The following is a 15,576-nucleotide window of genomic DNA, read 5'->3' as shown; positions in this document are numbered from 1 at the left end:
CCAGACCGCGTTCCCCGGGCACGGGACAGGGCCGCTGCTCCCCGTGCTGCCAGTGATCACCGGCCGTGCTTCGCCCTCCCCTATTCCCGCGCACTGCGCGCTGATCAACAACAAAAAATTGGGGCAGAAGGCCCCAGGGTTTAGACCATTCCCAATTCGGCCATCGAATTCACGGAGTCGCCCGCCACAATGAAGTGGTCGAGCACCCTCACATCGACCAGAGCCGCTGCAGCCTTGATGGTCTGCGTCAGAACCTCGTCGGCCCTCGATGGACGGGCAGCGCCGCTGGGATGGTTGTGCACCAGGACCAGTGCGCAGCTGTTCCGAAGCAGTGCATCGCGCACCACCTCGCGCGGGTAAACCGATGTCTGGCTCACCGTGCCCCGGAACATCTCGACGTAGTCCAGCACACGGTTCTGTGAGTCCAGGTGCATCACCGCAAACACCTCGTGCGGCAGATGGCCCAGGCGAGAGCGCAGGAATTCCTTGACCACGGCAGGCGAGTCCATCAGGTCGCTGCCGCGCACTTGGGCCGCCAGCAAGCGCTGCGCGGCCAGCAGAACCTCGTCGGCCTCGGCGGGACGGTACTGCCCAGTCACATCGCGGATGAGCAAGCCGCCCGAACCAGCGGGCACCGACAGGAAGGAATCGAGGGAAGAGAACAGATCGTGCTGCATGACCAACTCCGGTGATCGGGCGGGATTGCCCGAGACCGGAACCGGCACGCCGCAGCGCAGCGGTCACAGGTTCGAAGACGGCCGAACGGCCGCCAGCGCCCACAGGGCGCGCAGACCTTGACGGCGAGAACGGTGTGCAAGGATGAAGGGCTCAGCAAGCCAGCCCCACCACACCTGCAGGCGTGAAACAGGCAAGCGCAGCGCGCAGGCCGGGGGCATGCCATCGGCCGGAGACGTCAGGGATCGGAGCCGAATGGCCGCGCCACACAGGGGCGCGGGGCGCAGCCCGCAGAGCGCGACGGCGGCACGCCGGGACGCTATATCAAAATCGGCACTCTTCAACTGCTGCACCCGACAGCACCGAAGACAAGTCACCCAGATCCATTTGCATACCCCATGACCACCGCCGCCAGAGCCGACACCACATCTTGGGCCTTCCGTACCCGGTTTCGCAGGGGCGCGTTTGGCTGGAAAGGCACTCAGCTGGCCATAGGCCGCATCAACGAAGCCCTGACCGAGATCCGTGCCGTTGCCCGCCACGACACCGCCTGTGCCGCCGAAGGTGCCGTGCTGCTGCTCGAGAAGCTTTCCCCTGCCCTGTGCCAGATCGACAGTTCGTCAGGCGCCCTGGGCAACGCCACCCACGCCGCGGTCCAGGAACTGGCGCCCCTGATCAGCCATGCGCCCGTGAGCACCAAGGTGCGCCAGCAATGGCTCGACCGCCTGTTCGAGGCCATTCAGGAAGACGATCCCCCCTACATCGAAGCCCTCGGTGATCACTGGGGCGATCTGTGCGCTACAAAAGAACTCGCCTCCGCCTGGGTCGACCAGCTCCTACCAACCCTGAAAAACGTCTTGCGAGAGCGCAAGCGCGGCACCTACGCCTTCTTCTCCGGCGCCACCCTCTGTTACAGCGCCCTGTTCAAGGCCGAGCGGCACGATCAGCTCCTGGAGTTACTGGACATGGACCCGCACCCGATTTGGCCCTACCTGGTCTGGGGTGCCAAAGTGTTGGCGACCCGAGGCCAGATCGATGAAGCCATCGCCTACCTGCGTGAACGCGCAGGCAGCACAACCAGCGAAACATCCATCGCCCGCTTTGCTGAAGAAGAACTGCTCAAGGCCGGTCGCCGCGCCGAAGCCTTCAACCAGTACGCGCTGCTCGCCAATCAGGCCAACACCCACATCGCCACCTTCCGGGCCGTCGCCAAGAAGTACCCCGAGCTGGGCAAAGACAAGCTGCTGAACCACCTGATCGCATCCACACCCGGTGAACCCGGCAAGTGGTTTGCCACCGCCAAGACGCTGAAACTCTTCGACCAGGCGACCCGCCTGGCTTGGGCCACCCCGTGCGACCCCAAGACCCTGAACCGCGCCGCACGCGACCACCTGAAGACGCAACCAGACTTCGCCATGCAATGTGCGCTGGCCTCGTTGCACTGGATGTCACTGGGCCACGGTTACGAACTCACCGGCATGGATGTGCAGGATGCGCATCGAATGGCCATCGAAGCAGCAGCCGCCACACAGCAAACTCAACAAGCCCACGCCACCATTGGGCAAGTGCTTGCAGCCGACAGACCGAAGTCTGCCTGTATGAAGCGGTCATTGGGCAATGTGCCGTAACTGGCGTAGTTAAGGCTCGCACCTTCCCTGAAGTAGCAGCTTTCCAGACAGGTGCGTTGTCCCAGTCAGGCGCGAGCAAACTCCCGTTCGCTGCCTCTGACCGTTCAAGGCTGGGTGCTGCCGCGCGGGTTCAAATGCGGAGCGGCCTCATATCGACAGTAACCGGTCACAAAGGGGACTACTTACTCACTGCGAGGCGCTTCAGCTCGCGTGTATCCTAAGGCAACAAGATGAATTTGGGACCTATGGGGAGTGGCAGGCAATGACATTGATCGTCTACGGCGAAAAAGCCGGACGGACTCACGAAAACCAGATGCTCCAGATCTTTCTGGAGCGACTGGAAGATCGTTGGGCAGACAGTACCGACTGGATTGTTGCCGTTGCAAACGCGATGTGGAACGGCGCCGAAATCGACTTGGTCTGCATCCTGCCGTCCGCCATCATGGTGGCCGACTTCAAGAGTTATGGCGGTGTATTGACCGGCACCGAGAACGGGCCTTGGCAAGCGGATGGTGTGATAGTCAAAGGCGGCCGGAAGGCCAACCCCTACCAGCAATTGCGCGACAACAAGTTCTCCGTTCTGGATTGGCTGCAATCCAAGGCGCTGCTGTCCGGGCGCAACCTGGGTCATATCTCTGCCGGTGTCATCTTTTCAGGCGGGATTGAAGATCAGTTGGAATTTCCCTCCAAGGTTCGCTCCTGGTTCTACCCGTCGGATTTGGCCAACTGCGCCGTGATGCTCGATGGCCTGTCGTCACCCGAGTTGAGGATTGCTCGCGACGAAGCGCTGGAGATTGTCCGCAGGCTGGGCGTTCAGCCGATTGAATGGGCCTCCACTCGCCCACAGGTTCGCGATATTCATTCGCGTCCGGATCAACCCCAAGCGCGCACCCCGCTGACCGGACATCAACGCGAGGCGTTGCAGACCCTGAGCAGCTTCGTCGCTGCGGACGATTCTGTCAGTCTTTCAGTTCTGGGCATGACTTCGACCGGCAAGAGCCGTTTGCTTGCTGAGTTGGCCGACGAGGTCAAGAAGGCGGGCAAGCAAGCCATCGTGTTGCAACCTAACCGGCGCCTTGCCGATGGCGCAGAGGTGGAGTCCAACAGCATCTACGGGCATCTCTACACCGGCAGCGTGAACGGTGATGATGAACCGGAAAATGAAGCAGAACAGAAGAAGCTCAAAGTCATCCCCTTGCGCGCCTGCGATGACGAGGCCGACTGCGTCTACCTTCTGGACGACGCCCACTTGCTGGGTAACTCAAGATTTTCTACCCCTGACGGCAAGCAATATGGCAGCGGCCAGTTGTTGTCGGACTTCTTCGACTTTGCTGCTTTGGGCAAGGGGGCGCGCAAGGTCGTTTTCTTTGGCGATCCGTATCAGATTCAGCGCGGCGGCAGCGAGGGGGCCGTGCTTTCGGGTGACTTCCAGAAGTCACGTGAGCTAAAACACCAATCGCTAGAGCTGACGCAACTGATCGACACCACAGGTGGTTCAGCCAAACTGGCCAACGCAGTCAAGCTGGTAACCGCCATCCGTGCCCAGAAATTTGCTGCTTTGGAACTGGAAACCGATGAGGGTTTCAGGGTTCTCGATAAGAAGGATGCGGCCAATGAGATGGTGGATCACTTCCAAGCAGACCCAAGTTCAGTCTGGTATTTGGCCGAGACACATGGCCAGGCGAACGCATTGATCCAGTGGATTCGTGAGCGCTTGCACGGCAAGAAACTCCTGGACACGGTGGAGGTGGGCGACCTGCTGGAGGTATACGTGAGCCCTGATGTGCGCGATGTATTCGGCGCCCGGGTAGCCGTGCAGTCCGGCGGGCGTCTGACAGTCGCGAGTGTCGGCAAGCGATCCGTGTACCAACAAGGGTTGAGCTGGGTAAAGAGCGGCCCGATCAAGTTCCATTCCATCAGGTGTAGGGTCGAACGTCGCGATGAGATTGAACTTGAGGTGTTCGAGGAGTTCCTGCGGGCGGAAAAGCCGGAGTTGGACAAAGAGACGGCAGTTGCCGAAAGCGTCTGGCGAAATGTCGCAAAGCGCGACAGAGAGAAAGCGTTCGGCGGGAAACAGGCGGCGCTACAGGGGATAGAGATGCTGTCCCCGCCACCAACCGCGCCAGATTTCACGTATGCCCGTTATGGCTATGCCTCCACGGTTCACCATGCCCAAGGCATGTCACAGCCGATTTGCTACGTGAATTGCGATCATGCAGCAGGCCGCCACTCGGAAGGATTCTTCCGTTGGCTGTACTCGGCACTCACTGTGGCCGAGCGTGAACTGGTTTTGTTGAATTTCACTGACATACACCCCTTCGACGCTGCTGTTTGGAAACCAGGCGCTGTCAAGGTGGCTGCTGACATCGCAGTGGGCGCGGGCTGGGTATTTCAGCCCAACGGAATTGCGTCCGAAAGAGATCAGCAACGCAGCTTGCCCGAGGGGCTTGATCAATCGAAAGACGTTCTCAAGTCCGTCGCCATCTGGCTTCGTGTCGTCAACGCCGCAGAGCAGTTTGACTGGCGGGTCGTAAAAGCGGCCTGTCACCCCTACCAAGAACAGTATGACCTTTCTGGCCCGCTGGGCGAACACTGCCTACTGCGGATCGCCTACAGCGGGAAAAATGTCGTCACGGCCATGCACGTGAAGGAATCCGAGCACTGGGGTTTGCTTTCCGACGTGGCTTTTGAATGCCTCGCGACGAATGACTTTTCACCGGAAGCTGCCTCCTTGCTCCGATCTACTCGGTCGCGCTTGGATCAAATTGGATGGAAAGTCGTTTCTGCCACTGAGACTTCGTATCGTTTGGCAATAACGGTTGCTCGCAGCCAGGATGAGCGAGTCGGGCTTGAGATCAACTTTGACAAGCAGGGGCTCGTATCCAGCTTGCGCCCGTTGACGTGCAGCAGCCCAGAGTCCGTTGATACGATAAGGTCTGTTTTCCAATGACGTGGGCAGAAGTACAAGCGCTCCGTAAATCCGGGCGTTTCCAAGAGGCTGTTGACCTTGGTCTCCAAGAGCTTGCTGACGATCCCGATAACTTCAAACTGCGGACGCAGATTGACTGGGCGTTCTATGGCTTAGTCAAGAACCATGTGTCTTCCATAGTTTCCAAGCTAAAAGGAGGGCAGGCGGCCCCCAACGCGGTCGTCAATCAGATTCATCAGGCGTTACGCCGTTACGCGCGGCAACCGAAGCGCCGTCCAGACAACGCGCTGTCCAACATCTTGCGCGAGTTGTCGAAGATCGCATCGCACTTTCCATTCTTCCCTGGGTTTGTTCGGTGGGTGGGCTTCGACGGCCTCGCTGCGGAAGATTGGCAGTACAACCAACTCGATGAAAATCGTTTTCCGCCCATTGCCCTTGGAATCGCCCGTGGCTTGGCGAAGTGGATGAAGGCATTCCCTGATGCGGCCCAAGAGGAAATTGATCTGGCGCTTGAATGGATCGACCGCGTGCGACCAGTGGCTGAGGGTGACGATGCCCTATGGATGGACTGGGACAGAGTTTATCTGCTGCGGCGCGTCCATCGCCATGCCGAGGCTGCCGGAGTTCTTGGTCCAGTCATCAAGGCGAAGAGAAACGAGTTTTGGGTATGGGCCGAGGCGGCGAGGCTGTATTCGGAGGAGCAGCCAGACCTTGCATTAGCGTGCGCGTGTCGGGCGTTGGAATGCGGTTCAGACCCCAAGTTCACTGTGAAGGTTCACCGTGAGCTTGCCCAGATGTTGGCAGATCGCGGTGAGTTTGCTCAGGCAAGCAGCGAACTGGCTTCGGCGATAACGCTCCGGCAAGAACAAGGTTGGGGAATCGATGCGGAGCTTCAGGAACTGATCAACAGCAGTTGGTACGACCCGTCAGCGCAAGGTGCTGAAAGGGCAAGAGACTTCTACGCCCACCACTCCCAGGACGCACTGGTACTGTGTTTCGATTCCGTGGAAGTGAAACCTGCGACCTATTTGGGAACGATCGTGCCACAGCCGCAAAAGGATGCTCAACCGGAAAGGAAGGTCCGGCCTCTTCCACGTTTTGCGATACGTGAATCCAATGGTGCATCGGTCAGTATTGTTGGGCCGGGCGTTCGTTGCCGCAATATCAAGGTCGGAGATCCTGTAACGCTAGTTCTCGGCAGGCAACGGGATAGTGATCGTGACGCAATTGTTCAAGTTTCAGTTCGCTTGGATGGGGCCAACTGGGACTGCACCGATTCGGGGCAGGGGCTGGTAACCCGCGAGGCAGCAGATGAGAGACGGGCAAAAGTCTTTGTTGATCGGGATCTGGAGGTTGGAATCGACAACGACGCTTGGATCGGGTCACATTCCCCCAAAGTTGGCGAAGGCGTTCGTTTTCGGGTGACTCAAAATCCCAAGACGGGCCGAAGGGATCTCTTCGCCGTTGAACCAGGTCCTCGTCCAGATGTTGATGTCAAGGTGAAAACTGGTCACTTGAAGCGGAACCCTAAGGGTTTCGCTTTTGTTGATGATGCCTTTGTTCCTCCATTTATGCTTGAGACAATCCCGGCAGATGTCGCTACCGTTGTTGCGGTGCTTGTGTATGCCAAGCACCCGAAGGAGGATAGACACGTATGGCGAGCAGTCGACGTAAGCGCGACTTGACTGCAGCTTGTCAGTGACCGGTAGTGGTCAGCCAGTGTGAACTTAATTGAAGAGGCGGAATGTCAGCAGTCGCACTTGAGTCACTCAGGTCTTTGTATCGCCTCTTCTGAATGGGATGGTGGCGTCACCCTTTTTCTGAGGACTTAGCTGGCTAGACCTGTGCCTGCAGAAGTACCTACTGAGTCGCGCACAGTGGCGGCGCCAGGGACCACCTTCACATCATCAGGCGTTGGCTGCAGAGCCGCAGCCTCAATAAAGTCAGCTACCGTCTGCCATCCGGCGCGCAACTGCGCTTCACTCTTGCCCACATAGTGACCCAAGGTGACATCCCCTGCGACCGAGTGGTTGAGCATTCGCTTCAGCAAACCACCTGACACCAACTCTTCAGCGATGCTGGCAAAGGTATCCCGCAAGCCATGTCCCTGCACATTGGTTTTTGCCTTTGCATTGATCCACTTCAACGTCTTACGCGCATCGGTGATCGGGAACAACACTTCTTCCGGCTTCCTGCCTGCGCAGTGTTTCGAGGCGATCTCCAACGCCTGCCGGGCTAGCAGCAGCTTGTGGTCGCTACGGTTCTTCGTGTCCCGCAGAACGACTTTCCCGGCATCACAGTCCACGTCACCCACCTTGATTGGTGGGTAGTTGTATCGCTTGTCGCCATGAATTTCGCCGCCACGACAACCGGTCAACAACTGAAAACGGTAGTAGTCGGCTGCGATTTGTGAGGGGGCTTTGCTGCTCACCCGCCACCAGGCGCCGAGTCGTTCCGGGGGGATGGGAGCCGGATTCCCCTTCGCTGGAGTGAGCACGATCCGATCACGCCCTGCTGTATCGCGTCCCAACGGGTTGCCTGGCACCACAACCCCATGCCATCGCATCACCGCTCGCAGCACCTGCATCGCATAGTCGGCTTGCCGCTTTGACCGCTTGAGCAGTGACGAATACTGGTCCCGAATGTCACCAGAAGTGAGCTTCACCAACAGCTTGTTTGCGAGCTGAAATAGCAACCCGTCAGCCAGTTTCTTCCCCGTCTTGGTTACTTCCCCGGGTTCGACCATGGCCAGGTAGTCAGCCTTTGTACGGGCCTTCAGTGGCAGACCATCTTTTGCCCGCCGCTTCTTGTCGACGTACTCGCGGAGTGCTTTGGCCACGGTCATGCCCTCTTGCCGGTCCAGTTGCTCGCGCTCAGCTGTCTCTGCCCGCAAACGCGCCTCCTCTTGAGCTGGCCAGTCCACGCCGTCGCGGGCCAGCGCCCGGATGCGAGCGGCCTCGGCACAGGCCGTGGCCAGCTTCATTTGGCCCAGACCTTCCCCATACTCCTGCGGCAATCGATACTGACGCTCAACATCGCACCCTTTGACGGTATAGCGGACCAGCAATGTGCGAACTCCATCTGGCGCGATGCGCAACTGCAAGCCTCGGTCGAGCGTGAGCTTGTAGGGCCGCGCTTTGGCTTTGTGGGTTTCGATCGCTCTGACAGTGAGGAGCGGCATTTGCGTGTTCCGTGTCCGACTGGTGTCCGAAAAATCCTGAGATCAAATGCTACCCAGCGAGACCGCATGAAACAACAAAATCTTGTAACCCATTGATTTAGAATGGTTTTATCTCGTCCCAGGACGTCCCGTAGCGTCCCAGAAAATCCGGTTTATACTGACTGTTAATCCGCAGGTCCCTGGTTCGAGTCCAGGTCGGGGAGCCACCCAACACCCAGCAAAGGCCTTCCAACGAAGGCCTTTGTCGTTTCTGCATCCATGCAAAACATGCCAACGCTTGCGCGCATTGCGTTCTGGTTCAGCCTTGCGGCACTCACCATTGCCTCGCTGGTGCCCGTTGCGCTGCTGCCGCCGCAGGCCATGAACCTCTGGGACAAAGCGCAGCATGCGCTGGGCTTCGCCTGGTTGGCGGCGCTCGGGCTGGCCAGCTATCCGCGCTCGGCGCCGTTGCTTGCAGGCAGTCTGATCGCCTGGGGTGGTGCCATCGAGCTGATGCAATGGGGCACCGGCTGGCGCTACGGCGAGTGGATCGACTGGCTGGCCGACGGTGTGGGCGTCGCCGCGGCGTGGCTGGTCTGGCGCGCCATGCCTGCGCGCTGGACGGGCCGCACTTGATGCCATCGAGGCGCTGCGCACAATAGCGCCATGACCCAAACGCCTCCCACCCGACCGCTGCCCTGGCTGGAACCGGGGGACGCGTTTCCGCCGGTGGAACAGGCCTGGGGGCCGCACGACCCGGCACCGGGTCTGCTCGCTGCGGGCGGTGTGCTGGACGTGCCCACCCTGGTCGCGGCCTACTCACGCGGCATCTTCCCCTGGTACAGCTCGGGCCAACCCATCCTGTGGTGGAGCACCGACCCGCGCATGGTGCTCGAGCCGGCGCAGTTTCGCCTGCATCGTTCGCTGCGCAAGACCCTGCAGAAGCTGCTCCGGGAAGGCCGCCTCGAGGTTCGTTTCGACCATGATTTCGACCGTGTCATCCAGGCCTGCGCGCAGATTCCCCGTGACGGCCAGAGCGGCACCTGGATCCTGCCGGCCATGGTGCAGGCCTATGCCCGCTTGCACCGGGCTGGCGTCGCGCATTCGGTCGAAACCTGGATCGACAATGAGCTTTGCGGGGGTCTCTACCTCGTCAACCTGGGGGCCATGGTGTTTGGCGAGTCCATGTTCAGCCGCCGCAGCGATGCCTCCAAGATTGCCCTGGCGGCACTGGCCGCGTTTTGTCGCGCCAACGCCATTCCCGTGATCGACTGCCAGCAGGACACGGCCCACCTGGCCTCGCTGGGTGGCCGGCTGATGCCGCGCGAGCGCTTCGTGCAACACCTGCGGCTGGCCGTGCTGCAGCCCGCACCGCGCTGGGAATTCAGCCCCGTATACTGGCGCGAACTCCTCCTCCCTGGCGACGACAGCGCGTGACGCACCCCAAGGAACTTCCCCTTCAGGCGCTGCAGTTCTACGCCACCGCGCCCTACCCGTGCAGTTACCTGGCCGGACGGCAGGCCCGCTCCCAGGTGGCCACGCCCAGCCACCTCATCCACAACGACGCCTACTCGGACCTCGTCACGCACGGTTTTCGCCGCAGCGGCATGTTCACCTACAGGCCCTACTGCGATGGCTGCAACGCCTGCGTGCCCCTGAGGGTGCCGGTGGCCGACTTCCGGCCCAACCGCAGCCAGCGGCGCTGCCTGCGCCAGCACGGCGGGCTGGTGACCCGGGTGCTCAAACTGTGTTTCGTGCCCGAGCACTACCAGCTCTACCTGCGCTACCAGAACAGCCGCCACGCGGGCGGCGGCATGGACCACGACAGCGTGGATCAGTACACCCAGTTCCTGCTGCAAAGCCGCGTCAACTCAAGATTGGTCGAGTTTCATGAGCCCGGCGTGGACGGCCAGCCGGCGAGGCTGAAGATGGTCTCCATCATCGACGTGCTCAACGATGGGCTGTCGGCCGTCTACACCTTCTACGAGCCCGAGGCCGGTTCGGCCTATGGCACCTACAGCGTCCTGTGGCAGATCGACCAGGCTCGCGCACTGGATCTGCCCCACGTGTACCTGGGTTACTGGATCGAACAGAGCCCCAAGATGAACTACAAGGCGGGTTTTCGACCGCACGAGCGTCTGATTCAGGGCCACTGGCAGCGGTTCGAGGACTGAGACGCGTCTTCCCGCGCAGGCACGCGGGGATTTCATCTCGTAAGATGATGGTTGCATTGGCAGACCATGATCAAACGAACCGACACCACCCCGGCAGCGCCCACCGTCCAGGTGCTGGAGCGCATGTTCAACCTGCTTGAAGTTCTGGCTTCACGCGAGGAGCCGGTCTCCCTGAAGGAGATCAGCGAGAAGACAGGCCTGCATCCCTCGACGGCGCATCGCATCCTCAACGACCTGACCATCGGGCGATTCGTGGACCGCCCGGAGGCTGGCAGCTACCGGCTTGGCATGCGGCTGCTTGAGTTGGGCAATCTGGTCAAAGGCCGCCTGAACGTGCGTGACGCCGCACTCGGTCCGATGCGCGAGTTGCACAAGCAGATCCAGCAGCCGGTGAACCTCAGCGTGCGCCAGGGCGACGAAATTGTCTACGTGGAGCGTGCCTACAGCGAACGCTCGGGCATGCAGGTGGTGCGCGCCATCGGCGGGCGCGCGCCGCTGCACCTCACCTCCACCGGCAAGCTCTTCCTCGCCGATGATGACCCGGCCCGCGTGCGCACCTACGCCACCCGCACGGGCCTGGCGGGCAACACACGCAACAGCATCACGCAGCTGCCCGTCCTGGAGCGCGAACTTGCCCAATGCCGGCAAGTCGGCGTGGCGCGCGACAACGAGGAACTTGAACTTGGTGTGCGCTGCATGGCTGCCGGCATCTATGACGACCAGCGCAAGCTCGTGGCCGGCTTGTCGATCTCGGCCCCTGCCGATCGCATCGACGAGGGCTGGTTGCCGCGCCTGCAAGCCACGGCGGCCGACATCTCCGCGGCGCTGGGCTGCCCGATGGACCGTCAGCCGCGGCCTGCGGTGCGCTGATCAGCCCTGGGGGCGGGCCGGGCTGTCCGACAGCAGATCGGCCTGCTTCTCGACCCAGCGGCGGACCCGCTCGGCGTCCTGCAGGCGGCCCAGCTTGCCCGACGCGTCGAGGAACACCATGATGAGTTCACGCCCCGCCACACGGGCCTGCATCACCAGGCAACGCCCGGCCTCCGAGATATAGCCGGTCTTTTGCAGACCGATATCCCATTCGGGGTTCTTGATCAGGCGGTTGGAGTTGTTGTAGTGCAGCGTGCGCCGGCCGACGTCGACCTCGTAGCCGGGTGAGGTCGACAGGTCGCGCAGCATCGGGCGCTCGGCGGCGGCAGACACCAACGTGACGAGGTCCCGCGCACTGGAGCGGTTGTCGCTGGACAGGCCGGTGGGCTCGACATAGCGCGTGTCCTGCATGCCGAGTTCCTCGGCCTTGCCGTTCATGCGGCGCACGAACTCGCGCATGCCACCGGGAAAGGTTCGCCCCAGCGCATGTGCGGCGCGATTCTCGCTGGACATCAGCGACAGGTGCATCAGCTCGCCGCGCGTGAGCGTGGTGCCCACGGCCAGACGGGAGCGGCTGCCTTTCATGGTGTCGATGTCGTCGGCCGTGATGGTGATCGACTCGTTCATGTCGAGGCCGGCATCCACGATGACCAACCCGGTCATGAGCTTGGTGAGCGATGCGATGGGCAGGACGGCGGAATCGTTCTTGGAAAAAAGGATCTGGTTCGACGCCTGGTCGACCACCAGAGCGACGCTGGAGCTCAGGTCCAACGGGTCGTCGCTCTCGCGCAAGCCGAGCCGCTGGCCAACCGAAGCGCGCGCTGGTACCGAGACGCGCACCACCGAGTGGCGGGACTGGGTGACACGTGTCTTGCCACCCGCCACCGTGGCTTTGACGCGGCGAGCCGGCTTGGCGTGAGACACCTTGCGCACGGCGGCCTTCTTCACGCTGGTGACCGGCTTCTTCACCGCGGGCTTCTTCACCGCGGGCTTCTTCACCGCGGCCTTCTTGACCTTGCTGGGGCTGCTCGACGCCGCGTGGGCGGTCGACATATGCCCGAGGCCGCCCACGAAAGCCAGGGCCGTGACCACGGCACACAGCGACCTCAGGGCGAACGGGCGAAAAAACATGAGACCACTCCAGCTTCAAACCAACGCTGGGGCGGAGTATAGGGACGTCGCAGAAGTTCAGCAATATCAAGAACTTGGGCGGTTGTCTTTAGCGATCAGTGGAAAAAGACCACCTATCCGGTGCTATTTTTCACTTTTGGCTTGATGTACGCCCAAGTTATTGATTTAAAACAACTTATCCCTGTGCAGCCACGCGGTCAGCCTTGCTGTGAAGCTTGTTGAGCGCGCTCAGGTAGGCCTTGGCCGAGGCGACCACGATGTCCGGGTCGGCGCCCACACCGTTGACCACACGCCCGCCGTGCTGCAGGCGCACCGTCACCTCGCCCTGGCTTTCGGTGGACCCGGTGGTGATGGCGTTCACCGAATACAGCAGCAGTTCGGCACCGCTCTTGACGTGCTGCTCGATGGCCTTGAGAGACGCGTCCACCGGGCCGTTGCCATCGCTCTCGCCGTGCAACTCCTTGCCATCGACGGTGATCACCACCGCTGCATGCGGGCGCTCACCGGTCTCGCTGCGCTGGGAGAGCGACACGAAGCCGTACTGCTCCTTTTCGGTGGTCACGCTCTCGTCGCTCACCAACGCCAGGATGTCTTCGTCGAAGATCTCTGCCTTGCGATCGGCGAGTTCCTTGAACTTGGCGAAGGCGGTGTTGATCTCGGTCTCGGACTCCATCTCGATGCCGAGTTCCTGCAGCCGCTGCTTGAATGCGTTGCGCCCCGAGAGCTTGCCCAGCACGATCTTGTTGGCGCTCCAGCCCACGTCCTCGGCGCGCATGATCTCGTAGGTGTCGCGCGCCTTGAGCACGCCGTCCTGGTGGATGCCGCTGGCGTGCGCAAACGCATTGGCGCCCACCACCGCCTTGTTGGGTTGCACGACGAAACCGGTGGTCTGGCTCACCATGCGGCTGGCCGGCACGATCTGCGTGGTGTCGACCGCGACATCGAGGCCGAAGTAGTCGCGCCGCGTGCGCACCGCCATCACGATTTCCTCGAGCGAGCAATTGCCCGCGCGCTCGCCCAGGCCATTGATGGTGCATTCCACCTGCCGCGCGCCACCGATCTTGACCCCGGCGAGCGAGTTGGCAACGGCCATGCCCAGGTCGTTGTGGCAGTGCACGCTCCAGATCGCCTTGTCCGAGTTGGGAATGCGCTCGCGCAGCGTGCGGATGAAATCGCCATACAACTCGGGCACGGCGTAGCCGACGGTGTCGGGGATGTTCAGCGTCGTGGCCCCCTCCTTGATCACGGCCTCGAGCACGCGGCAGAGGAAATCGACATCGCTGCGATAGCCGTCTTCCGGGCTGAACTCGATGTCCTCCACCAGGTTGCGCGCAAAGCGCACCGACTGCTTCGCCTGCTCCAGCACCTGCTCGGGCGTCATGCGCAGCTTCTTCTCCATATGCAGCGCACTGGTGGCAATGAAGGTGTGGATGCGCGCACGATTGGCGCCCTTGAGGGCCTCGGCGGCGCGGGCAATGTCACGGTCGTTGGCGCGCGCGAGGGAGCACACGGTGGAGTCCTTGATGTGATCGGCAATCGCCTTCACCGACTCGAAATCGCCGTTGGAGCTGGCCGCGAAGCCAGCTTCGATCACGTCGACCTTCAGCCGCTCGAGCTGGCGCGCGATGCGCAGCTTTTCGTCCTTGGTCATGGACGCGCCGGGCGACTGTTCGCCGTCTCGCAAGGTGGTGTCGAAAATGATCAGACGCTCGCTCATCTCGGTTCTCCGGTTCGCCACGCATGCGTGGCAGGCAAAAACCCACAGCCCCAAAACGAACGGCCCGCTGCGGGTGCAAACGGGCCGTTGGTGTGAATCGCTCGCGCGCTACCGCATCTGCCCGTTCAGGACACCCAGTAGTAGCAGCGAAGCGGCTTTGGACATGCTTTGCAATGTATCACAAAGGCCCAGGGGGCCGATAGACAATGACGATCGCCGCCATCAATCGTGCAGACCGCGCTCGTCAGGCTCGTCGGTCGAGGTGCTGATGACGCTCGTGGGACGGCCCTTGGACTTGCGCCACAGGTACACGCCATAGCCCGACAGGCCGTAGACCACGAAGAGCAGGAACAACACCGTGGGCGGGTGGATGTTGATGACCGCGATGCCCAGCGCCACCAGCACCAACGCGGCGAAGGGCACGCTCTTCTTCAGGCTCAGGTCCTTGAAACTGTAGAAGGGTACGTTGGTCACCATGGTCAACCCCGCATACAGGGTGAGGGCAAAGAGCACCCAGGTCACGTCGGTGGGCGCGACTTCGGTCTCCTGCATGAGCCAGATGAAGCCAGACACCAGGGCAGCGGCGGCCGGCGACGGCAGGCCCTGGAAGTAGCGCTTGTCGACCACGCCCGTGTTGACGTTGAAACGCGCCAGGCGCAATGCCGCGCACGCGCAGTAAACGAAGGCCGCGATCCAGCCCCATCGCCCGAGGTCGCGCAGCGCCCATTCGTAGGCCACCAGCGCCGGAGCCGCACCGAAGGACACCATGTCCGACAACGAATCCATCTGCTCGCCAAAAGCGCTTTGCGTGTTGGTGAGCCGCGCCACCCGGCCGTCCAGGCTGTCGAGCACCATGGCCACGAAGATGCCCACGGTGGCCAGGTCGTAGCGACCGTTCATGGCCATCACCACCGCATAGAAGCCGCCAAACAAGGCGGCCAGCGTGATCATGTTGGGCAGGAAATAGATGCCCTTGGGGCGGCGCGGGGCGTCGCTTGCGCGTTCGATTTCGGTATCGGTTCCGTCGTGCATGGGTTGATTCATCGGTTGCGGCCCGGGTAGCCCGCCAAAGGCGCAGTGTACGTGGCACGCGCCACAAAGAAAAAGGCCGGGTGCGCCACCGCGCACCCGGCCCTGACCGATGGAGGTCGCAATCAGTTGCGGCTCTGGTCCACCAGCTTGTTCTTGGCGATCCAGGGCATCATGGCGCGCAGCTGGGCACCCACCACCTCGATGCTGTGCTCGGCCGTGTTGCGACGGCGTGCCGTCATGCTCGGGTAGCCGGTGCGGCC

The 15,576-nt window shown here is 61.7% G+C and carries 12 protein-coding genes and 1 pseudogene; 7 read left to right on the top strand and 6 right to left on the bottom strand.

What is annotated here, in order from left to right; translation table 11 throughout:
• Positions 1-140: 140 nt before the first annotated feature.
• Complete coding sequence (locus M3149_RS18280) at positions 141-677, bottom strand: JAB domain-containing protein (RefSeq protein ID WP_251710922.1); 537 nt, start codon at positions 675-677, stop codon at positions 141-143.
• Between the two features lie 396 nt (positions 678-1,073).
• Here M3149_RS18280 and M3149_RS18275 point away from each other — a divergent pair, with 396 nt between their 5' ends.
• The 3 genes from M3149_RS18275 (at position 1,074) to M3149_RS18265 (ending at position 6,917) form a co-directional block, all read left to right on the top strand.
• Positions 1,074-2,303: a hypothetical protein gene (locus M3149_RS18275; RefSeq protein ID WP_251710921.1), complete on the top strand. Its 1,230-nt coding sequence runs from the start codon at positions 1,074-1,076 to the stop codon at positions 2,301-2,303.
• A 262-nt stretch (positions 2,304-2,565) separates the two neighbouring features.
• Positions 2,566-5,253, top strand: a complete 2,688-nt coding sequence (locus M3149_RS18270) for an NERD domain-containing protein (RefSeq protein WP_251710920.1) — start codon at positions 2,566-2,568, stop codon at positions 5,251-5,253.
• The gene (locus M3149_RS18265; RefSeq protein ID WP_251710919.1) at positions 5,250-6,917 is read left to right on the top strand and encodes a DUF7017 domain-containing protein; all 1,668 of its coding nucleotides are present in this window, start codon (positions 5,250-5,252) and stop codon (positions 6,915-6,917) included. The genes M3149_RS18270 and M3149_RS18265 overlap by 4 nt, the downstream gene beginning before the upstream one ends.
• A 143-nt stretch (positions 6,918-7,060) precedes the next feature.
• Here M3149_RS18265 and M3149_RS18260 read toward each other — a convergent pair whose 3' ends face one another.
• The gene (locus M3149_RS18260; RefSeq protein WP_251710918.1) at positions 7,061-8,413 is read right to left on the bottom strand and encodes a tyrosine-type recombinase/integrase; all 1,353 of its coding nucleotides are present in this window, start codon (positions 8,411-8,413) and stop codon (positions 7,061-7,063) included.
• 267 nt (positions 8,414-8,680) lie between these two features.
• Between M3149_RS18260 and M3149_RS18255 the strand changes: the two genes are divergently transcribed.
• The 4 genes from M3149_RS18255 (at position 8,681) to M3149_RS18240 (ending at position 11,436) form a co-directional block, all read left to right on the top strand.
• Positions 8,681-9,028 (top strand): VanZ family protein, encoded by a 348-nt coding sequence (locus M3149_RS18255; RefSeq protein WP_251710917.1) that lies wholly within the window; start codon positions 8,681-8,683, stop codon positions 9,026-9,028.
• A 30-nt stretch (positions 9,029-9,058) separates the two neighbouring features.
• Positions 9,059-9,829, top strand: a complete 771-nt coding sequence (aat, locus tag M3149_RS18250) for a leucyl/phenylalanyl-tRNA--protein transferase (RefSeq protein ID WP_251710916.1) — start codon at positions 9,059-9,061, stop codon at positions 9,827-9,829.
• Positions 9,826-10,566, top strand: a complete 741-nt coding sequence (locus M3149_RS18245; RefSeq protein WP_251710915.1) for an arginyltransferase — start codon at positions 9,826-9,828, stop codon at positions 10,564-10,566. The genes aat and M3149_RS18245 overlap by 4 nt, the downstream gene beginning before the upstream one ends.
• A 66-nt stretch (positions 10,567-10,632) precedes the next feature.
• Positions 10,633-11,436 (top strand): IclR family transcriptional regulator, encoded by an 804-nt coding sequence (locus M3149_RS18240; RefSeq protein WP_251710914.1) that lies wholly within the window; start codon positions 10,633-10,635, stop codon positions 11,434-11,436.
• Here M3149_RS18240 and M3149_RS18235 read toward each other — a convergent pair whose 3' ends face one another.
• The 4 genes and pseudogenes from M3149_RS18235 to M3149_RS18220 form a co-directional block, all read right to left on the bottom strand.
• On the bottom strand, positions 11,437-12,489 hold the full coding sequence (locus M3149_RS18235; RefSeq protein ID WP_435370762.1) for a serine hydrolase: 1,053 nt from the start codon (positions 12,487-12,489) through the stop codon (positions 11,437-11,439).
• Between the two features lie 253 nt (positions 12,490-12,742).
• On the bottom strand, positions 12,743-14,284 hold the full coding sequence (locus M3149_RS18230; protein ID WP_251710912.1) for a 2-isopropylmalate synthase: 1,542 nt from the start codon (positions 14,282-14,284) through the stop codon (positions 12,743-12,745).
• Between the two features lie 222 nt (positions 14,285-14,506).
• Positions 14,507-15,316 carry a CDP-diacylglycerol--serine O-phosphatidyltransferase gene (pssA, locus tag M3149_RS18225; RefSeq protein WP_251710911.1) on the bottom strand — a complete coding sequence of 270 codons (810 nt, stop codon included), beginning with the start codon at positions 15,314-15,316 and terminating at the stop codon, positions 14,507-14,509.
• A gap of 122 nt (positions 15,317-15,438) precedes the next feature.
• A pseudogene (locus M3149_RS18220) lies at positions 15,439-15,576 on the bottom strand (ketol-acid reductoisomerase); the annotation flags it as partial.

It is taken from the genome of Hydrogenophaga intermedia, from assembly GCF_023715105.1.
GTDB lineage: Bacteria > Pseudomonadota > Gammaproteobacteria > Burkholderiales > Burkholderiaceae_C > Hydrogenophaga > Hydrogenophaga intermedia_A.
This window is presented reverse-complemented; position numbering and strand designations above follow the sequence as displayed.